The sequence below is a fragment of the Elongatibacter sediminis genome (assembly GCF_037892215.1).
GTDB classification, from domain to species: domain Bacteria; phylum Pseudomonadota; class Gammaproteobacteria; order Xanthomonadales; family SZUA-36; genus Elongatibacter; species Elongatibacter sediminis.
The window spans coordinates 24759-43855 of record NZ_JAZHOG010000015.1; the positions used below are offsets into that span (position 1 = coordinate 24759).

The window sequence follows — 19097 nt, forward strand, 5'->3', positions numbered from 1 at the left end:
GGTTTGTTGACTCTCATGATATCAGACCGTCCGTGGCCAGGAAGCATCGCAACGACATCATGACCCAGGCACCCGTGCTCTACCTCGTCGACGGCTCGTCCTATTTGTACCGGGCCTTTCACGCCCTGCCCAACCTGACCAACAGCAGCGGCCAGCCCACCGGCGCCCTGCTCGGCGTAGCCAATATGCTGCGGCGATTGATCAACGAGGACGACCCGCAATGGGTCGCCGTCGTGTTCGACGCCAAGGGGCCGACCTTTCGCCACGAGATGTACGCGGAATACAAGGCCAATCGGCCGCCCATGCCGGCGGATCTTTCCAGCCAGATCGAGCCCATTCACGACTTTGTGCGGCTGCTCGGCCTGCCCCTGGTGCAGGTGGAAGGCGTGGAAGCGGACGACGTGATCGGCACCCTGGCGCGCCAGGCCGAGGAAGCCGGCATGAAGTGCGTGGTATCGACCGGCGACAAGGACATGGCGCAGCTCGTCAACGATCACACCGAGCTGGTCAACACGATGACCGAAACCCGCATGGACGCGAACGGGGTGGCGGACAAGTTCGGTGTGCGGCCGGACCAGATCGTCGATTTTCTGGCACTGACGGGTGACACCTCCGACAACATTCCCGGGGTGCCCAAATGCGGCCCGAAGACCGCTGCCAAGTGGCTCGACGCCTATGACACCCTGGACGCGGTGATGGAACACGCGGACGAGATCAAGGGCAAAATCGGCGAGAACCTCCGCGCGGCGCTGGAGACCTTGCCGTTATCGCGCGAACTGACCCGCATCCGCCGCGACGTGGAACTGGAGATCGGGCCCGATGACCTGAAGCGACAAGCGATGGATGAAGAAGGTCTGCGCGAGGCGCTGAAGCGCTTTGAGTTCAATACCTGGCTCAAGGAACTGGGCGGCGGGGAAAAAGCAGCCGACAGCGTACCGGCGGACTACACCACGGTATTCGACGAGAAATCCCTGGACGAGCTGGTCCAGCGCCTGGAATCCGCCGACCTCATCGCCTTCGACACCGAAACCACCAGCCTGAACCCGATGCGGGCCGAACTGGTGGGCCTGAGTTTTTCGATCGAGCCTGGCCAGGCCTGGTACATCCCGGTCGCCCACGAGTACGCGGGTGCGCCGGAACAACTCGACCGCGACTGGGTGCTCGAACGCCTCAAGCCGGTGCTGGAAAACGAATCCAGCGCCAAGGTGGGGCAACACATCAAGTACGACATGAATGTACTGTCGAATTACGGCATCGAGGTGAGCGGTGTGGCCTTCGACACCATGCTTGAGTCCTACGTGTTCAACAGCACCGGCAGCCGGCACGACATGGACTCGCTGGCGCTCAAGTACCTGGGACGCCAGACCGTGCATTACGAGGACATCGCCGGCAAGGGCGCGAAACAGATTCTGTTCAGTGAAGTGCCGGTGGACGACGCCAGCCACTATGCCGCGGAAGACGCCGACATCACCCTGCAGTTGCACCAGCACCTGTGGCCGAAGCTGCAGGCCGAGCCGTCGCTGGCGAAGGTACTGACGGACATCGAGGTGCCGCTGATCCCGGTGCTGGCCCGCATGGAGCAACGCGGCGTGCTGCTGGACGGCGAGCGGCTGGCCGAGCAGAGCCGGGAACTGGCCACGCAGATCGCCAGGCTGGAAAAAGAAGCGCACAAAGAGGCCGGCGGCCCGTTCAACCTGGGCTCGCCGATGCAGCTGCAGAAAATCCTGTTCGAACAGCAGGGTCTGCCGGTGATCCGCAAAACACCCAAGGGCCAGCCGTCGACCGCCGAGGACGTGCTGCAGGAACTGGCGCACGAATACGCGCTGCCCAGCCTGATCCTGGAGTACCGCTCGCTGTCCAAACTGAAGTCGACCTACACCGACAAACTGCCCGAGGATATCAATCCCCGGACCGGGCGGGTGCACACCTCCTATCACCAGGCCGTGGCGGCCACCGGCCGCTTGTCCTCGTCCGACCCCAACCTGCAGAACATTCCCATCCGCACCCCGCTGGGCCGGCGCATCCGCCAGGCCTTCGTCGCGCCGGAAGGCTGCCTGATCGTGGCCTGCGACTACTCGCAGATCGAACTGCGCATCATGGCCCACCTGTCGGGCGACGAGGGCTTGCTGCGAGCCTTCCACGACGGTGTCGATGTTCACCGGGCGACGGCCGGCGAAGTGTTCGACACGGACTATGAAAAAGTCGACGGCGATCAGCGACGCGCGGCCAAGGCGATCAATTTCGGCCTGATGTACGGCATGTCCGCCTTCGGGCTGGCGCGGCAGCTCAATATCGGCCGGGCCGAGGCCCAGGCCTACATGGACACCTATTTCCTGCGCTACCCCGGCGTGAAAGCCTTCATGGACGAAACCCGCGAGCAGGCGCGCGAGCAGGGCTACGTCGAAACCCTGTTCGGTCGCCGGCTGTACCTGCCCGATATCAAGGCCAGTAACATGCAGCGCCGCCAGGGTGCCGAGCGGGCGGCCATCAACGCGCCGATGCAGGGCACCGCGGCGGACATCATCAAGCGCGCCATGATCACGGTGGATGCCTGGCTGCAGGACGAAATGCCCGAGGCCCACCTCGTCATGCAGGTACACGATGAACTGGTTTTCGAAGTACCTGAGGACCGGCTGGAGACCCTGGTCGAAGCCGTCAACGCCCGCATGGAATCGGCCGCCGACCTGAAGGTGCCGCTGGTGGTCGATACCGGCCACGGCCCGGACTGGGATACAGCGCATTGAGCCCTGCGGCAAGTCCGCTGGCCGGTCAACGTCTCGCTCGCATTCAAACCGGTTCCGGATGAACCAGGCGCGGCGCAATCGGTCCGGAGTCCAGAGCGGCCGCGCGGCCAGGCTCCTGTTCTGGACCTCGCTGCCGCTGGCGGCCATACAGGGACTGGGCGTACGCCGCCGGGCACTGCAACTGCCGCCCCCGCCCGGAATCGGCAGCGGCACGGCGCGACCGGAACCCGGCAACGCCGTAGCCGTGGTGGCAGACAGCGAACCAGGCGATGCCCGGCCCCGGGCCACCGCGCTGCGCCTGCTCGTGGTGGGCGACTCGATCGCGGCCGGCATCGGTGCGACCGCGTGGCGCGGAACCCTGGCGTCCTGCCTGGCCAAGGCACTGGCCGCGACCACCGGTCGATCTGTCGAATGGGCCGCCTCGGGCCGCAGTGGCGATTCGGTCGCCGATCTGCTGCTTCGGGTCACCGGCGGCGTCACGGCCGCGGGGGCGGAGTGGTGGGAAGAGTCCGGCGCACCGCCCGATGTGGTGCTGGTCTCGATCGGGGTCAACGACGTGACCGGACTGACCCGGCTCCGCCACTGGAGCCGCGCCATCACGGAACTGGCCGACCGGCTGCGCCGGCGCTGGCCGCGGGCCGTAATCGTTTTCGCAGGCCTGCCGGAAATGGAACATTTCCCGTTACCGCCCCAGCCGCTGAAGTATTGTCTCGGCCTGCGCGCGCGGCAACTCGACCGCTTGCTCGCCACTGCAGTCTCGCCCCGGCCCGGCATGCTGCATGTTGAAACCCGGGTGGACCCTGAAAACCCGGCGTTCTGCGCCGACGGCTTCCACCCGTCCACGGAAGGCTACGCGGCCTGGGCAGAGGCGCTGGCACAGCGGCTCACTCCGCTGATGCCATCCGATGACACCCGCAACAGGAGCATCCGTTCATGAGCGAGAAGAACTCAATCCGCGCCACCGCCCGCGAAGCCGACACGACGTCGCCGGACGCCATCATCACGGCGATGTACGACGCGATATCGGGCCAGGGCGGCGAGCGCGACTGGGACCGCATCCGCAACCTCTACCTGGACGGTGCGCGGCTGATTCCCACCGGAGTGCGGGCCAACGGCGAAGAAGGACTGCGGGTGCTGGACATCGAGGCCTGGATCGAGGGAGCCCGTCCGCTGTTCCGCGACCAGGACTTCTACGAGGTGGAAGTGGCGCGGCGCATGGACCGCTTCGGCAACATCGTGCAGGCTTTCAGCACCTACGAGTGCCGCCGCGAGCCGGAGGGCCCGGCCTGGATGACCGGCATCAACAGCATCCAGTTGCTGCGCAAGGACGGGCGCTGGTGGATCGTCACGGTGTTCTGGGACAACGCCACCGGGTCGAACCCCATTCCGCACGCTTACCGGCCCGCGTCCTGAGCCCCGGCCGCGGATTCTTCGTCCAGCCAGTCGCGCGGCACCAGGTACTCGTCGTACAACCGGGCTTCGGCGCTGCCCGGCGGCGGCTGCCAGTTGTATTCCCAGCGCACCAATGGCGGCAGCGACATCAGAATGGATTCGGTACGCCCGCCGGACTGCAGCCCGAACAGGGTGCCGCGGTCGTAGACCAGGTTGAATTCCACGTAGCGCCCGCGGCGGTACAGCTGAAACGATCGCTCCGCGTCCGTCCACGGCTGTTTCTTGCGCCGCTGCACGATGGGCCGGTAAGCCTCGAGGTAGGAATCGCCCACCGCGCGCTGGAAATCGAAGCAGCGCTCGAAGCCCCATTCGTTCAGGTCGTCGAAGAACAGTCCGCCGACTCCGCGGGTTTCACCGCGATGCTTGAGATGAAAATAGCGGTCGCACCATTCCTTGTAGCGCGGGTACACGTCATCGCCGAACGGCGCGCAGGCGTCCCGGGCCGTCCGGTGCCAGGCGACCACATCTTCGTGCACCGGGTAGAACGGCGTCAGGTCGTAGCCACCGCCGAACCACCACACCGGATCGGCTCCGTCTTTCTCAGCCACGAAAAACCGGACATTGGCGTGACTGGTCGGGACGTGGGGATTGCGGGGGTGCACCACCAGTGAAACGCCCAGGGCCTGAAAGCGGCGATCGGCCAGTTCCGGCCGCGCCGCGGTGGCCGCCGCGGGCAGGCGCTCACCGCGTACATGAGAAAAGTTCACGCCGGCCTGCTCGAACACCTGGCCCTGCTTGAGCACCCGGCTGCGACCGCCACCACCCAGTCCTGTCGCGTTCGCCGGTCGCGAGGCTGTCTCCGGTGCGGTGGGGGACGATGGCCCGGGTTCCCAGACCTCTTCCACGAACGCCGCCTCGCCGTCTTCAGCCGCAAGCGCGGTACAGATCCGGTCCTGCAGCCCGAGCAGGTAATCCCGAACCCGGTCGATGCGCTGCGGAGCCGTGTCTTTCATGCGCTTCCTCCACGCACGACGGCACCGGTGTCGAGCCGGCGGATTTCGCTGGGCGCGGCGCGGCCGCCCAACTCGCCCTCGAGAATGCCGTCAATGTCGTCGTCGAAATAATCCGCCACCGCTCCGGCGCTGCGCGCCGGTTCCTGACCGGCCGGATTGGCACTGGTGGACACCACCGCTCCGCCGAATGCCGCGCACAGGGCGCGGCATTCCGGATGAGCAGTGACCCGCAGCGCGATGGTGTCGTGGCTGCCGGCCAGCCAGTCCGGAACCGACGGATGTCTCGGGAACAGCCAGGTCACGGGGCCCGGCCAGGTGGTTCGGGTGCGCTCGAGCCCGCCGTCGGGCAGCTCACCCACGTAGGGCAGAAAGCGCTCGTACCGGTCGGATATCAGGATCAGACCGGCCTCGGCCCGTCGCTGCTTCACGGCGAGAATGCGCCGCACGGCAGCTTCGCAGCCCGGGTCGCAACCCAGGCCGTACACCGCTTCAGTGGGATAGGCGATAACGCCGCCGGCGTGCAGACACGCGGCGGCCCGACCGGGGTCCAGAAGCGACAAGGCGTTCATGGCCGCTCGGCTTCAGGCGGATGGGCTGTCAGCGGACTCGGTTTTCGCGGCCGCCTTCTTCTTCGCCGTCTTCTTGCGGGAAGCCTTCTTTTTCGATGCCTTTTTCTTTGCCGCCTTTTTCTTTGAAGCTTTCTTCTTCGCCGTCTTGCTGGCCGCGGTCTTTTTAGCCGCTTTCTTGCGGCCGCGCCGGGATTTCTTGTCGGGCGCAGCGGCCAGCAATTCCTCGCATTCCGCCAGGGTCATGTCTTCGGGCTCGCGGTCCTTGGGCATGCGCGCGTTCTTGTTGCCGTCGGTGATGAACGGCCCCCAGCGGCCCTTGACGATCTGCACGTCGGAGTCGTCCCAGGTGCGGATGATCTTGTCCAGATCGGCCTGCTTCTTGGCGGCGATGAGTTCCAGTGCCTCGGAAAGCTGAACCGTGTGCGGATCTGCCTCCTTGAGCGAGACGAATTTGTTGCCGTAGCGGATGTAGGGTCCGAAGCGCCCGATGCTGGCGGACACCGCCTCCCCCTCGGGGGTGAAGCCGAGATCGCGCGGCAGCTTGAACAGCTCCAGCGCTTCTTCCAGGGTGATGGTTTCCAGGCGCTGGCCCGGCCGCAGCCCGGCGAACTTGGGCTTTTCCTCCTCTTCGACCGTGCCAATCTGGGCGTGTGGCCCGAAACGCCCCAGGCGCACGGAAACCTCGCGGCCGGACTTGGGGTCGGTCCCCAGCACCCGGGTCAGCTTGGCCTCTTTGCGTGAAACCGTTTCCTCTTTTTCCTTCACCCGGCGGATGAACGGATCCCAGAATTCCTTCAGCGGCGGAATCCAGTCCTCCTCGCCGCGCGAGATGGCGTCGAGTTCGTCTTCCATGCGCGCGGTGAACTCGTAGTCCACGTAGGGATGGAAGTGCAACTCGAGAAACCGGGCGACCACGCGGCCCGTATCGGTGGGGATGAACCGCCGCCGGTCGAGTTCCACGTAGCGCCGCCGCACCAGGGTCTGGATGATGCTGGCGTAGGTGGACGGGCGGCCGATGCCGAATTCCTCCAGCGCCTTGACCAGGCTGGCTTCCGAGAAACGCGGAGGCGGCTCGGTGAAGTGCTGGTCGGCGCGGATGTCCTTGATGGTCACCACGTCGCCTTCGTTCATGTCGGGCAGGCTGGACTCGGCCTTCTTCTCGTCTTCGGAAGTGGACTCCTCGTACACCGCGAGAAAACCGGGGAAGGCCACCACGGAACCGTTGGCACGGAACGTGGCGTCGTCGACGTCGAATTCCACCTGCACGGTGTCAATCAGCGCGTTGGCCATCTGGCACGCCATGGCGCGCTTCCAGATCAGCTCATACAGCCGGAACTGATCGTCGCTGAGCACGGACTTCAGGTCGCCTGGTTTCAGGGCCGCGGAGGTCGGGCGAATGGCCTCGTGCGCCTCCTGTGCGTTTTTGGCCTTGGTCTTGTAGGCCAGCGGCTTGTCCGGCAGGTAATCGTCGCCGTAAATCGACTGGATCTGGCCACGCAGATCCGCCAGCGCGTCGTTGGACAGGTGAACCGAGTCGGTACGCATGTAGGTGATCAGCCCCTGGCTGACCCCGTCGATGCTCACGCCCTCGTACAAGGCCTGCGCGGTGCGCATGGTGCGCTGCGCCGTGAACCGTAGCTTGCGTGACGCGTCCTGCTGCAGGGTGGATGTGATGAACGGCGGTGCCGGCCGGCGCTTGCGCTGCTTGCGCGTGACCCGGCTGACTTCGAGTTTGCCGCCGGTGGCCGCAAGCAGTCGCTCACGCACCCCGCCGGCCTGGTCGGCATTGTTGATGTCGAACTGCTTCAGGCGTTCCTGGTCCAGAGTGACCAGCCGCGAGATGAAGTCGCGCTCGTCGTGATTCATGTCGGCTTCTACCGACCAGTATTCCTGCGGCTCGAAGGCTTCGATTTCGCGCTCGCGCTCGACGATCATTCGCAAGGCCGGACTCTGCACCCGTCCGGCCGACAAGCCGGGCTGAATTTTCTTCCACAACAGCGGCGACAGGTTGAAGCCGACCAGGTGGTCCAGTGCGCGGCGCGCCTGCTGGGCGTTGACCAGATCCATCGACAGCTCGCGGGGGTTGTCCACGGCGTCGCGAATGGCCTTCTGGGTAATTTCGGAGAATTCCACGCGGCGGAACGGCGTCGTCTCGGTGAGGCCCTGTTCGCGCAGGATTTCATAAATGTGCCAGGAAATGGCCTCGCCTTCGCGATCAAGGTCCGTCGCGAGATAGATCATGTCGGCCTTCTTGGCGGCCCGAATGATGTTGTTGACGTGTTTTTCGCTGCCCTCGTTGAGCTCGTACGTCATCGCGAAGTTTTGCTCCGGGTCCACCGCGCCATCGCGCGAGGGCAGATCACGGACATGCCCGTACGACGCCAGGACCTCGAAGTCCTCGCCGAGGTAGCGCTTGATGGTTGTGGCCTTGGCAGGCGATTCTACGATCAGGAGCTTGATGAGTTTGCCCTCAAGTGAATTTCGGGTTTCAGTGAGACGAACGGCGGACGAAAGCAGGCGCGCCCTTATTATTAATGTCGGTAGTCCTGCTGCGTGTCAAACATCAGATCTTCCATCCAGGCGTAATTGGCCTCCTGTCCGGGCTGATTGAACAGCACCATCAGCACGACCCACTTGACGTCCTCGAGCGAAATTTCGTCACTTTCCAGCGCCAACAAGCGGTCGATGACCAACTCCCGCCGTTGCGGATCCAGGATGCCGACATTGGACAGGTAAATGAGGAAGTCGCGGCAGTCGGTATCCAGTCGCTCGGTTTCCGAGTCGATGAACACACGGATGGGCTGATCGGTGCGGATGGCGAACTCGGGCTGGTAGCGTTGCTCCGCCAGGCCGTCGAGCCACTGGAACGCCTTTGCGATCTCACCGTTGCTGAAGCCGGCCAGATGCAGGCTTTCCTCCATGCTTTCTCGGTCGGGCTCTTCGTCGGGTTCGTCGTAAAAGTAGTTCTCGAACAGGTACATCAGCACGTCGAGCACGTTTTCTTTCATTTATCGACCTCTTGTCTTACGGCTGAAGGCACCACCGGGATGCGCTTCGACCTGTCCTTTCAATTCAAGCAGTAGCAGCATGGCCGACACGGCCTTCGCCGTCAATCCGCTGCTGCGGATGATGGTGTCCATGGGCAGGGGGTCGTGTCCGAGACTGTCCCACAGCTTCCGGTATTCCGGGTCGTCCCCGATTTTGGGGCCATCGTCTTCGGACTCAAGGCCGGCGGTCGAAGGGGTGTTCAGCTCGGCCCGCAGCGAATCCGCCAGGCGACCGGCCATGGGCGCCAGTTCCTGCAGGATTTCGGCATCGGTTTCCACCAGTTTGGCGCCTTCGCGGATGAGCCGGTGACACCCTTTGGCCAGCGGATTGTGAATGGAGCCCGGCAGCGCGAATACCTCGCGCCCCTGCTCCGCGCCGAGCCGGGCGGTAATCAGGGACCCGCTGTTCAGTGCCGCCTCGACCACCAGTACGCCCAGGCTCAGGCCCGAGATGATGCGGTTACGCGCCGGAAAATGACGCCGGTGGGCGGTGGTGCCTGGCGGAAAGCCGCTGACCAGCACGCCGTCCGCCGCGATGCGTGCGGCCAGGCGGCGGTTCTGCGCGGGGTAAACCACGTCCGGGCCAGTTCCCAGCACGGCCACGGTCCCGCCACCAACGTCGAGCGCCGCCTGGTGGGCGGCGCTGTCGATGCCCGCCGCCATGCCGCTGGTCAGCGTGAAACCGGCCCGCGCCAGCGCCCGGCCAAACGCACGGGCATTCTCCAGGCCGCCGGCGGTCGGATTGCGGCTGCCGACCACCGCCAACTGGGGCTGCCACAGCAGGTCCACGTTGCCGACCGTCCACAGGCCCGGGGGCGGGCCGGAGGTTTCCCGCAGCAGAGCCGGGTAACGCGGATCGTCCCAGGTCAGCAGATCACGACCCGGCCGCGCCAGCCACTCCAGATCGGCGTCGATCCGCGCTGTGTCGGGATGGTGCAGACCGTCGATGGTTTCGTCTGCGAGGCCGGCGCGCCGCAGTTCGGCGGGACGCGCGGAGACGGCTTGGTCGATGCTGCCGAAGGATTCCAGCAGCCGGCGGATTTCCGTGCCCCCCATGCGGGGAGCGCGAAGTGCGATTGTCCAACTACGCTGCGTGGCAGCAACCCCCTTGACCCGTCAGTAATCGATGGGCGCCGCTCGCTGGCGGCGCCGATGTCGGCGGGAACGCGATCAGGTGCGTTCGTCCGGGTGTTTCAGCTTGTCGAATTCGCGAATCGGGTGGTCCCCGGACATAACCATGGCGTAGCTGATGTCGTCGAACGTACGGAACACCATCACCATTCCGTGGAACCTGTCCGGCAGGGCGACCCGGGACTCCTCGGCGAAACTGCCATAGCGGTAACCGGTTCGGTCATCCACGGTGGCGCCGGGGCGGAACACCGAGAAGACGTGCCCGGACTCCACGCCCTGCCGCGAACCCGCGCTCAGCGCGACGATCTGGAAGTGACCGACGCCGTAGAGCGAGTCCTTGGTGGCGAGAACGCGCATGCCCTCGGGCACCGAATCCATCGCGTGCGGATAAAACGTGGCGTCGTACCCGCGACTGTCTACCGGGAGTATATAGTCGCCCTCACGAACCTCTGTACGATCGCGGATAATATCCAGGACGGAAATTTCCCCGGATTGCGCCATCCGCACACGGCTGACCTCGATCAGTTCGTAAGCCACGGGATTTTGCGGACGCCGCTGCCAGGGCAGGGTGTCGTTCCACATCGTCTCGTTGCGGTCCTTGACGTTGGGCACCTGCTTCCAGTGTTCTTTCGGCAGCACACGCCGAACCTCGGCGCCTTCCTCGACCCGGTCGTAAATGCTGTATAGGCGCATCACGGTGAACTCGTCACCGACGTTGCCCTTCAGGCCGCGGGCGTAGGTCTGGTCGCTGTAGGTCGCCGTGATGCGCTTTTCTTCGTTGGCCAGCACGTAGGGCAGGCCTTCGAATTCGCTGGGCGAAAGTACCCGGACTTCACGCAGAAACGGCTCGAGGGAGTCGAGCGGAATCGCGTTGATCGGATCCTGTCGACTGACAACGCGGACCTGCGGGCTCAGTTTGACCGTATCTTCACGGCTCAGCCGAAGCTGGGGGACCCCATCGATATACACCAGCGAGAGTTCATCGCCCGGATAAATGAGGTGCGGATTTGCGACTTGCGGGTTGACATGCCAGATCGCGGGCCACTGCCAGGGCTTGTCCAGAAATCGTCCGGCAATGTCCCACAGGGTGTCGCCCTTGACGACAATGTAGCGATCGGGATGATCGGAGCGCACCGACACATCCTGTGCCATTACCACTCCCGTTAATAGCGCCGCAATAGTGAGGTGAATGAGTTTCCTGATCACGTTCCTTCCTCTCTCGTTGGCATCCAGCCATTTGTGTAAGATGCGGTCAGTCTTTACTGGCGAACGGGGTCCGCCATTGGCTACTATAATAAAACCCGCACAAAAGTTCACCTGAATTTTATTTAGCGCGTGTAAATATATGGCGATATTGGAAATTCTCGAATTCCCCGATCCGCGCTTGCGCACGGTGGCCGAACCCGTTGACAGCTTCGACGAAGGCCTGCGCAAACTGGTGGAGGACATGACCGAGACGATGTATGCCGAGAGCGGCATCGGTCTCGCCGCGACCCAGGTCGACGTGCACCGGCGCGTGCTGGTGCTGGACGTGAGCGATTCCCGCGACGACCTGCGGGTGTACATCAACCCGGAAATCGTCGCCGAACACGGCACCGAGATCAGCGAGGAAGGTTGCCTGTCGGTACCCGGCATTTACGCCGAGGTGCAACGCGCCGAGCGCATTGACATTCGCGCCTGCCGCGCCGACGGCAGCAGCTTCGAAGAATCGCTGGACGGGCTGCACGCTGTCTGTCTGCAGCACGAAATGGACCATCTGGCCGGCAAGCTGTTCGTGGACTACCTGTCACCGCTGAAACGGCAGATGGTGCGCAAAAAACTGGAAAAACGGCAACGCCAGGCGCAGAAAAAAGCCGCCGCGGTTCTCTGAAACGCCACCCACCGATTCCATGCCCAGGCCTGCTTCCCCGCGCATCGTGTTCGCGGGCACCCCGGATTTCGCGGTGCCTCCGCTCCAACGCCTGATCGAAAATGGCCTGAAGCCGCTGGCCGTGCTCACCCAACCCGATCGACCGGCCGGACGTGGCCGCAAGCTGCAGGCCAGTCCGGTCAAGCACGCCGCGCTGGAGGCTGGCATCGCGGTGCATCAGCCCGCATCGCTTCGCAACGAGGAATTCACCGACTGGCTGAACCAGTGCCGGCCCGACCTGATGGTCGTGGTGGCCTACGGTCTGATCCTGCCCGCCGAGGTACTGGCCATTCCCCGTCACGGCTGCTGGAACATCCACGCTTCACTGCTGCCCCGCTGGCGCGGAGCCGCCCCGATTCAGCGCGCCATCGAGGCCGGCGACGCGGTCAGCGGCGTCTGCATCATGCAAATGGACGAAGGCCTGGACACCGGCGGCGTGCTGCTGCGCCGGGAAACCCCCATCGGCCCGGACGACACCGGCGGCAGTCTGCACGACCGGCTGGCCGAACTCGGTGCCGATGCGCTGCTGCAGGCGGTGAATCAACTCGCAGCGGGCGAGCGTCCACGAGCGGAGCCGCAGCCGGCGGAAGGTGTGACCTACGCGCGCAAACTGGACAAGGCCGAAGCCCGTATCGACTGGCGCGAACCCGCCGCCACCCTGGCGCGCCGGGTGCGTGCCTTCAATCCCTGGCCGGTGGCCTGGTGCGACATCGGCGGCGAGCGCACCCGCATCTGGGACGCGTCCGCTCGCTCGGATGCCGCGGAAGCGGCTGAACCCGGCGCCGTGCTGAACGCCGGTCCGGACGGTATCGCGGTAGCCACCGGCGACGGCATTCTGGTACTGCGGCGCCTGCAGCGCCCCGGCGGCCGCCCGGTCAGTGCCGCTGAATACCTCAACGCCAGGACCCCGCCCGACCGCCTGGCCGTGCCCGCATGAAGCGCTCCGGCGGTGCCCGGCTCGCGGCAGTGCGCGCGCTGGCCGACGTGCTGGACGAACACCGCTTCCTCGGTGACAGCCCGGCCCTGGACGGCGGCGACCCGCGCGAGCGGGCGCAGGCTCGTCACTGGGCCTACGGCGTACTGCGCTGGTACACGGCCCTGGACTGGCTGGCCGGCCAGTTGCTCAGCCGCCCGCTACGGCGCAAGGACCGCGATATCCGCCGCCTGGTGCTGCTCGGCCTGTTCCAGCTGTGGCAGGATCGCACCGCCGAGCATGCCGCCATCCATGAAACCGCCGAATGCGCGCGCCGGCTGGGCAAACCCTGGGCCGTCGGCCTGATCAATGCCGTGCTCAGGCGCTTTCAGCGCGAAAAAGACGACTGGCTCCAGCGGCTGGAGGCAAGCGACCAGCGGTGGGCGCATCCGTCGTGGCTGCTGCGACGCCTGCAGGCCGAGTGGCCGAATGACTGGGAGGCCATTGTCACCGCCAACAACCAGCAACCGCCGCTGTGGCTGCGCCACAACCGCCAGGGACCACCATTGGAAGATGTGATCACCGGGCTGGAGGCCGCTGGCTTCGCGGTGGTGCGCCACCCGCACCTGCCGGATGCGCTGAGGGTGGAACCTGCCGCCCCGGTTCAGGACCTGCCCGGTTTCACCGCGGGCCACCTGTCGGTGCAGGATCCGGCTGCACAGTTCGCGGCCGGCCTGCTGGACGTACAGGATGGCATGCGCGTTCTGGACGCCTGCGCCGCCCCCGGCGGCAAGACCGCCCACCTGCTGGAACGCCATCCCAATCTCGTTCTCACGGCCCTGGACCTGCAGCCCGGGCGCCTGGAACAGGTGCGGGAAAATCTCGACCGGCTGCGGCTGCGATGCACCCTGCTGGCGGCCGACGCGGCCGTACCCGATGCCTGGTGGGACGGCGAGGCCTTTGACCGAATTCTGCTCGACGCGCCGTGTTCGGCCAGCGGTGTGATCCGCCGCCACCCGGAAATCCGTCACCTCCGCGATGCCGGGCAAATCGGGTCTGCGGTGGAACTGCAGGCCCGGTTGTTGCAGCGCCTGTGGCCCCTGTTGGCGCCCGGCGGTATCCTTGTGTACGCGACCTGCTCCGTATTCAAAGATGAAAACAGCCATCAAATCAGGGGCTTTTTGGCGGAAACCCGTGATGCCGAAGAGCTACCGCCGGCCGTTGACTGGGGCCGGGCCGAACCTCATGGTCGGCAGATACTGCCCGGCGAAGCGGACATGGATGGCTTTTATTACGCGGTGCTGCGCAAGCGTGGAGCCTGAGCCGCCACGGCCCTCCTTTCGCAGCCATCCCTTGCGTCGGGTCTGGATGCGGCGGCGCGGCCGCGAGGCGGCCCGGATCCTCGCCTGCCTCGCCACCGCCTGGCTGATGGCCGCCTGCGCGTCTGAAGCGCAAGACTTCGGCGTTACCATCGAGTCACTCGAAACCAGCCGCCAGGCCGGGCACGTCCAACTTGTTGTACACCAGGACATTCGCCTCAGCACGGAGGCGCGTGCCGCCCTGGAGCACGGCGTACCACTGGTCATACAGGTCGAGGCCAGGCTGCGCCGAAGCCGCGGCGGCAACGACGTGATGACCATCGAGCGTCACTTCGAAATCCGCTACCTGCCGCTGAGCGACCACTACCAGGTGATGGAAGGTGACGGCCAGCAACAGGGCACCTACCCCCGCCTGCGCCACGCGCTGGCCGACCTGCGCGAAGTAACACTCCCGCTGCCCGGGACGCTTGCCGGCACCGGCCCGTGGGAAGCCGGTGCGCGCAGCCGGTTGCTGGCCAGCCGCCTGCCCCGGCCAATGCGCCTGCCGGCCTGGTTCTCGGCCCGTTGGCGGCACGACTCCGGCTGGCGGGTGGAAGCGGTGCGCTGGCCGGAGCCGACGTGACCGGGGCGGATACACGCGCACGCGATCCGCGCGACAAGAGCACGCCACGCCGCTCGCTGCGCCAGATGGCCTGGCGCACCCTGCCGCCGGCAGCGCTGCTGGTGGCCCTGCTGGCAGCCTTGCTTCTGGTCGGGGGTGTGCTGCCCGAAGGCGATGGCACCGCGGCCGCTCTGCTAGACGAGTACTACCTGTGGGTGCTGGGCATTGCCGCGGTGGCGCTGCTGGCCTTGTTCTGGAGTATCGTTTCGCGGCTGATCAGCCTGATCCGCAAGGTTCGGAACGCCACCCCGGGCGCCCGGCTTTCGGCCCGCTGGGTGCGCAATTTCCTGATTCTGTCACTGCCCCCGGCTCTGATCGTTTACTTTTTCTCGGCCTGGTTCCTGACCAGCAGCATCGACAGCTGGTTCGACGTGGAAGTGGAACGCGCGCTGGAGGACTCGCTGGCCCTGGGCCAGGAATTTCTCGACACCCGAACACTGGAAGTGCGCAATCAATTGCTGGAAATCAGCGACGAGATCCAGTTGCTTCAGGACGACGGCGAAGCACTGCGCCGGCGGCTGCTGTCACGGGTGCGCGCCACCGGGCCGGTGGAGTTGTCGGTGCTGGAACCTGACGGCGCCTACGTGGCCACCGCAACCATCGATCCACTTATCGGGCTGCCCGAACGGCCCGGCGACTTCGCCTTGCTGCAGGCCAGTGACCGGGGCGAATACGCCGCTGCCGAGCCCACCGGAGACGGCAGCCTGCAGATCCGGGTGATCGTGCGCATGCCGGCCCCCTACCCGGGCCGTTCGCCGCGGCTACTGCAGGCGATCTACCCGCTGCCCGCCGACATTACCGCGCTGACCGGCTCCGTCGAGCAGGAATATTACCGCTACCAGAATGTCGCCTACCTGCGCGAATCCCTGAAACAGAGCTTTCTGCTGATCCTGTCGCTGGTTCTGTTGTTGACCATCCTGCTGGCCATCCTGGCCGCACTGAATGCAGCCCGCCGCATGGTGGCCCCGTTATCCCGCCTGTCCGCTGCCACCCGGGACGTGGCCGGGGGCGACTTCGACCGCCAGGTGGAAGCCGGCGAGCGCGATGAGATCGGCTTCCTGGTGGCTTCGTTCAACGACATGACCCAGGCGCTCAAAAGGGCCAGCCAGTCGGCCGAGGAAAGCCGCGCCAAATTGCAGGCGCAGGGTGACTATCTGGAGACCGTGCTCGGCAGCCTCTCGTCCGGTGTACTCACCCTCGACGCCAGCGAACAGGTGTTGCGCGCCAACGCCGCCTGCCGCGCCATCCTGGGACTGGATGGCCTCGCGCCGGGCGGCCGTCTGGGCGATCTGATCGCAAGCACTCCGGGGCTGGAGCCCTTCGCCGACGCCATCCGCCAGCAGACCGAGCGCGGCCGCACCACCTGGCAGCAGGAGATCCGCCTGCAGCGCGACGGCGCACCCCTGGTCCTGCTGGCGCGCGGTTCGCGCCTGCAGGACGGCATGGTCATCGTGTTCGACGACGTCACCGTACTCAACCTCGCCCAGCGCGAGGCCGCCTGGGCCGAAGCCGCCCGCCGCCTGGCCCACGAAGTGAAGAACCCGCTGACTCCGATCCGGCTGGCCGCCGAACGTCTGCGCATGAAGCTGGCCGACAAGCTGGAGGCGGACGATAGCCGGGTCCTCGATCGTGCCGCCGACACCATCGTCGCCCAGGTGGAAGCCTTGCGAACCCTGGTCGATGCCTTCGGCGACTACGCTCGCGAACCCGTACTGTCCCGCGACCCGGTCAGGCTGGACGAACTCATCCGCGAAGTCGTCGCGCTGTACCAGCAAGGCGACACCGCAGGCTCGTTCGAACTCGACCTGCGCCCCGGCCCGGACGGCCTGGCCGCCGACAGCGGCCGCCTGCGTCAGATGCTGCACAACCTCATCCGCAACGCCCGCGAGGCCGGCGGCGACTCGGTGCCGAATATTCGCATCAGCACCACAATGAAATCATTCGAAGGACAGAGCTGGTTGAAACTGGAAATTGAAGACAGTGGCCCCGGTTTTCCCGCCGAGATCCTCGAACGTCCGTTCGAGCCCCACGTCAGTCGCAAATCCGGCGGCAGCGGGCTCGGACTCGCCATCTGCCGCAAAATCGTCACCGAACACGATGGAAGAATCACCCTGGCCAACGCCGAGCACGGTGCTGGTCGGGTAACGATATTGCTGCCATTGGAAGTCGGTGCGAGCAATGCCCCGCCACCTCACTCCGGAACCGCGCAGTGAGCCGGGTCAGGAAATTGACGACACCGGTCGCCTAGCGTCCGCGCGCGGAAGCGAGCGGTTCGGCGATCTCGGGCAGCTCGCTGCCTTTGTGATGTCGGATGGCCAGAAGAACGGCGGGTATACTCAAAAGACCGATGCCATTGACGACCATCATGGCGACCGACAGCGGTTGCGCCAGCCCCCAGCTGGTGAATGCGTCCGTCAACATGCCGAATACGGCACTGCCCAGCGAGAAACCGACGAGCGTGGTCGCCAGCAGGACGAAGGCCAGCACGGTGGATCGCATGTGCGCCGGCGACAGTTCCTGGATGCTGGAGTAATACGGCCCGATGGTCAGTGAAGCGAACATGCTGGAAAGCACGGCGAACACGTAGAAAAAGGGCAGATCCGGCGGCGTGATCCGAAACAACAAGGTCGGCACCAGGAACAGGGCGGCGATGAGCAAGGCGTGGAGCTTGCCTTGCGGATGGCGCGCCCCCAGCCAGTCCGCGAGCAAGCCACCCAGGATCAGCGCGATGGTCGCAGCAACCAGGTAAATCGAGCCGAAGATGAGCCGGGCGCTCTGGCTGTCGAAACCCCGTTCATTGACCAACCAGACCTGTTCGAAGACATCACCCCCCAGCGAAAACTGCATCAGAACCGAGGCCAGGATCAGATAACGCAATGCAGGCGAGCCTGCCAGCGTGCGGGCGAGGGCCTGGAACGAGGTACGGAAATTGATGGCGCTCGGCGTTCCTGACTGGCGACGGGGTTCCCGGAACAAGAGCACCAGCAGGCTCAGGACGACTCCCGCCATGCCCAACAGGATGAACGTTCCCCGCCACCCGAGCGAAGGCCCCAGCAGCCCCGCGACCACCACGCTGAACCCGGTCCCCAGGGGGACACCCAGGTAGTACAGCGAGGTAACCAGCGCCAGGCGGCGCGGCGGAAAAATGTCTTTGATCAAAGACAGACTGGCCGGCGTCAGGGCACTCTCGCCGACGCCGATGAAGGCGCGCGCCAGGGCAATGTCGGGAAACCCCCTGGCCACGCCGGTCAGTGCCGTCAGCGCGCTCCAGATCATGGCCCCGGCCGCGATGACCTTCAGGCGATTGAAGTGATCCGCGATGATGCCGATAAAAAGACCACAGGTCGAATAGAACACCGAGAACACGATGCCGGTGAGCAGACCGAACTGCAGGTAGGTGAGACCGAGATCCGAAATGACGTCGTTGGCGAAGCCCTTGAGGAGATAGCGGTCGACGAAGTTGAGAAAGTTCAGAGCAATGAGCAGGACGAGCAGCAGATGGGTTCTGAGCGAATTCAGAACACCGAGGCTTTGCGTGGACCCGGGCGCCCGGGCAGTCATGCGATGGTCGAGCGGATGGCATTCGCCATGGTTCAGGCGTTCCCTATAAACCGAGCAATAGCTCTATATTATGAACCGCATGATCCACCGCCGGAGTGCCGCCGTCAAGTCGGGCGGTGGCGCTCGACCATCGAAACCAGGTTTTCGGTGATGTCATCGAGGTTCTTGTCCGCTTCCCCGCTCGACATCGAAACCGACAGCAGCAGCCCGTAATGCAGCATGTTCAGGATCAGGGTGGACAGGCGTTTCTGTTCTCGTTGGCTCGCCTTGATGCCGAGCAGGCGCAGGTAGAAGCCGATGCGAAGGATGACCTTTTCGTCGAACCTCACGTCCAGCTCCTTGATCTGAGGCCACATCTCCGTCGCCTGGGTGATGGCGCGTAATCCGCGGGTCATACGATAGCCTTCGAAGAGCCGGTCGATTAGGGCGCGCCAGAAAGCACGTGGGTCCTCTCCGTCCAGTCCCAGTTCCTCGAACGACTCGTACTTGGCGGTGATACTGTCCAGCCAACGCGAACACAACGCGAAGAGAATCGCTTCCTTGTTTGGAAAGTAGTGGTATACGGAGCCAATGGCGACGCCCGAACGTTTCGAAATTTCGTTGGTGTTGAAGCCTTCGACACCGGCCTGCTCGAGAATCTCGGCGGATACGGCGAGAATTCGCTCAAGGCTGTTTTCGGACCGTTTCTGCACCGGCCGTTTACGGGCCTGTACCGATCTCTGCTTGTTGTTCGCACCACCCATTCGCTTTCCCCTGGCCCGGGTCAACACAGACATGCGCCCTATCGCTGAAACGCCATTCTAATGCCCGCCCGGAACATTGACACTCTTCCAAACGC

At 65.0% G+C, this 19097-nt stretch carries 16 protein-coding genes; 8 read left to right on the forward strand and 8 right to left on the reverse strand.

Translation table 11 applies throughout. The features are described 5' to 3' along the window. The first annotated feature begins 59 nt into the window (after positions 1 to 59). From polA to V3330_RS18090, 3 genes are read left to right on the forward strand one after another with little or no spacing between them, the layout of a single operon-like run. On the forward strand, positions 60 to 2744 hold the full coding sequence (gene polA, locus V3330_RS18080; RefSeq protein ID WP_354696915.1) for a DNA polymerase I: 2685 nt from the start codon (positions 60 to 62) through the stop codon (positions 2742 to 2744). A gap of 58 nt (positions 2745 to 2802) precedes the next feature. Beyond that, complete coding sequence (locus tag V3330_RS18085; RefSeq protein ID WP_354696857.1) at positions 2803 to 3681, forward strand: SGNH/GDSL hydrolase family protein; 879 nt, start codon at positions 2803 to 2805, stop codon at positions 3679 to 3681. Next, entirely contained in the window at positions 3678 to 4157 is a 480-nt protein-coding gene (locus tag V3330_RS18090) for a Cif family virulence factor (RefSeq protein ID WP_354696858.1), read from the forward strand. Before V3330_RS18085 ends, V3330_RS18090 begins: the two co-directional genes overlap by 4 nt. On the opposite strand, the gene hemF is transcribed toward V3330_RS18090, so the two are convergent. The 6 genes from hemF to V3330_RS18120 all read right to left on the reverse strand — a co-directional run bounded on the left by hemF (position 4139) and on the right by V3330_RS18120 (position 11048). After that, positions 4139 to 5149, reverse strand: a complete 1011-nt coding sequence (hemF, locus tag V3330_RS18095) for an oxygen-dependent coproporphyrinogen oxidase (RefSeq protein ID WP_354696859.1) — start codon at positions 5147 to 5149, stop codon at positions 4139 to 4141. The genes V3330_RS18090 and hemF overlap by 19 nt on opposite strands. Next, positions 5146 to 5718: an L-threonylcarbamoyladenylate synthase type 1 TsaC gene (gene tsaC, locus V3330_RS18100; RefSeq protein ID WP_354696860.1), complete on the reverse strand. Its 573-nt coding sequence runs from the start codon at positions 5716 to 5718 to the stop codon at positions 5146 to 5148. The genes hemF and tsaC overlap by 4 nt, the downstream gene beginning before the upstream one ends. 12 nt (positions 5719 to 5730) lie before the next feature. Next, on the reverse strand, positions 5731 to 8235 hold the full coding sequence (locus tag V3330_RS18105; RefSeq protein ID WP_435791842.1) for a DNA topoisomerase I: 2505 nt from the start codon (positions 8233 to 8235) through the stop codon (positions 5731 to 5733). A gap of 14 nt (positions 8236 to 8249) precedes the next feature. Continuing rightward, positions 8250 to 8726: a Smg family protein gene (locus V3330_RS18110; protein ID WP_354696861.1), complete on the reverse strand. Its 477-nt coding sequence runs from the start codon at positions 8724 to 8726 to the stop codon at positions 8250 to 8252. Further along, positions 8727 to 9821 carry a DNA-processing protein DprA gene (gene dprA / locus V3330_RS18115; protein ID WP_354696862.1) on the reverse strand — a complete coding sequence of 365 codons (1095 nt, stop codon included), beginning with the start codon at positions 9819 to 9821 and terminating at the stop codon, positions 8727 to 8729. Between the two features lie 114 nt (positions 9822 to 9935). Beyond that, a complete protein-coding gene (locus tag V3330_RS18120; protein WP_354696863.1) occupies positions 9936 to 11048 on the reverse strand; it encodes a LysM peptidoglycan-binding domain-containing protein in 1113 nt (370 codons plus the stop codon). Between the two features lie 193 nt (positions 11049 to 11241). On the opposite strand from V3330_RS18120, the gene def reads away from it, so the two are divergent. Genes def through V3330_RS18145 form a run of 5 tightly spaced genes read left to right on the forward strand, consistent with a single transcriptional unit; the run spans position 11242 to position 16911 of the window. Beyond that, positions 11242 to 11766 carry a peptide deformylase gene (gene def, locus V3330_RS18125; protein ID WP_354696864.1) on the forward strand — a complete coding sequence of 175 codons (525 nt, stop codon included), beginning with the start codon at positions 11242 to 11244 and terminating at the stop codon, positions 11764 to 11766. A 19-nt stretch (positions 11767 to 11785) separates the two neighbouring features. Further along, positions 11786 to 12742 carry a methionyl-tRNA formyltransferase gene (gene fmt / locus V3330_RS18130; protein WP_354696865.1) on the forward strand — a complete coding sequence of 319 codons (957 nt, stop codon included), beginning with the start codon at positions 11786 to 11788 and terminating at the stop codon, positions 12740 to 12742. Further along, positions 12739 to 14040: a 16S rRNA (cytosine(967)-C(5))-methyltransferase RsmB gene (gene rsmB / locus V3330_RS18135; RefSeq protein ID WP_354696866.1), complete on the forward strand. Its 1302-nt coding sequence runs from the start codon at positions 12739 to 12741 to the stop codon at positions 14038 to 14040. The genes fmt and rsmB overlap by 4 nt, the downstream gene beginning before the upstream one ends. A gap of 31 nt (positions 14041 to 14071) precedes the next feature. Then, the gene (locus V3330_RS18140; RefSeq protein ID WP_354696867.1) at positions 14072 to 14659 is read left to right on the forward strand and encodes a DUF4390 domain-containing protein; all 588 of its coding nucleotides are present in this window, start codon (positions 14072 to 14074) and stop codon (positions 14657 to 14659) included. Continuing rightward, positions 14602 to 16911 carry an ATP-binding protein gene (locus V3330_RS18145; RefSeq protein ID WP_354696868.1) on the forward strand — a complete coding sequence of 770 codons (2310 nt, stop codon included), beginning with the start codon at positions 14602 to 14604 and terminating at the stop codon, positions 16909 to 16911. Before V3330_RS18140 ends, V3330_RS18145 begins: the two co-directional genes overlap by 58 nt. A gap of 31 nt (positions 16912 to 16942) precedes the next feature. On the opposite strand, the gene V3330_RS18150 is transcribed toward V3330_RS18145, so the two are convergent. Both V3330_RS18150 and V3330_RS18155 read right to left on the reverse strand, forming a co-directional pair. Beyond that, on the reverse strand, positions 16943 to 18259 hold the full coding sequence (locus V3330_RS18150) for an MFS transporter (RefSeq protein WP_354696869.1): 1317 nt from the start codon (positions 18257 to 18259) through the stop codon (positions 16943 to 16945). Positions 18260 to 18363: 104 nt separating this feature from the next. Beyond that, the gene (locus V3330_RS18155) at positions 18364 to 19002 is read right to left on the reverse strand and encodes a TetR/AcrR family transcriptional regulator (RefSeq protein WP_354696870.1); all 639 of its coding nucleotides are present in this window, start codon (positions 19000 to 19002) and stop codon (positions 18364 to 18366) included. Between the last annotated feature and the right edge of the window lie 95 nt (positions 19003 to 19097).

What these genes read in the sequence shown, in the direction of transcription:
- V3330_RS18120 (WP_354696863.1), bottom strand. Translation starts at nt 11,048, where the DNA reads ATGGCACAGGATGTGTCGGTGCGCTCCGATCATCCCGATCGCTACATT.
- V3330_RS18085 (WP_354696857.1), top strand. Translation starts at nt 2,803, where the DNA reads ATGAACCAGGCGCGGCGCAATCGGTCCGGAGTCCAGAGCGGCCGCGCG.
- V3330_RS18150 (WP_354696869.1), bottom strand. Translation starts at nt 18,259, where the DNA reads ATGACTGCCCGGGCGCCCGGGTCCACGCAAAGCCTCGGTGTTCTGAAT.
- def (WP_354696864.1), top strand. Translation starts at nt 11,242, where the DNA reads ATGGCGATATTGGAAATTCTCGAATTCCCCGATCCGCGCTTGCGCACG.
- rsmB (WP_354696866.1), top strand. Translation starts at nt 12,739, where the DNA reads ATGAAGCGCTCCGGCGGTGCCCGGCTCGCGGCAGTGCGCGCGCTGGCC.
- polA (WP_354696915.1), top strand. Translation starts at nt 60, where the DNA reads ATGACCCAGGCACCCGTGCTCTACCTCGTCGACGGCTCGTCCTATTTG.
- V3330_RS18110 (WP_354696861.1), bottom strand. Translation starts at nt 8,726, where the DNA reads ATGAAAGAAAACGTGCTCGACGTGCTGATGTACCTGTTCGAGAACTAC.
- V3330_RS18090 (WP_354696858.1), top strand. Translation starts at nt 3,678, where the DNA reads ATGAGCGAGAAGAACTCAATCCGCGCCACCGCCCGCGAAGCCGACACG.
- hemF (WP_354696859.1), bottom strand. Translation starts at nt 5,149, where the DNA reads ATGAAAGACACGGCTCCGCAGCGCATCGACCGGGTTCGGGATTACCTG.
- V3330_RS18155 (WP_354696870.1), bottom strand. Translation starts at nt 19,002, where the DNA reads ATGGGTGGTGCGAACAACAAGCAGAGATCGGTACAGGCCCGTAAACGG.
- fmt (WP_354696865.1), top strand. Translation starts at nt 11,786, where the DNA reads ATGCCCAGGCCTGCTTCCCCGCGCATCGTGTTCGCGGGCACCCCGGAT.
- tsaC (WP_354696860.1), bottom strand. Translation starts at nt 5,718, where the DNA reads ATGAACGCCTTGTCGCTTCTGGACCCCGGTCGGGCCGCCGCGTGTCTG.
- dprA (WP_354696862.1), bottom strand. Translation starts at nt 9,821, where the DNA reads ATGGGGGGCACGGAAATCCGCCGGCTGCTGGAATCCTTCGGCAGCATC.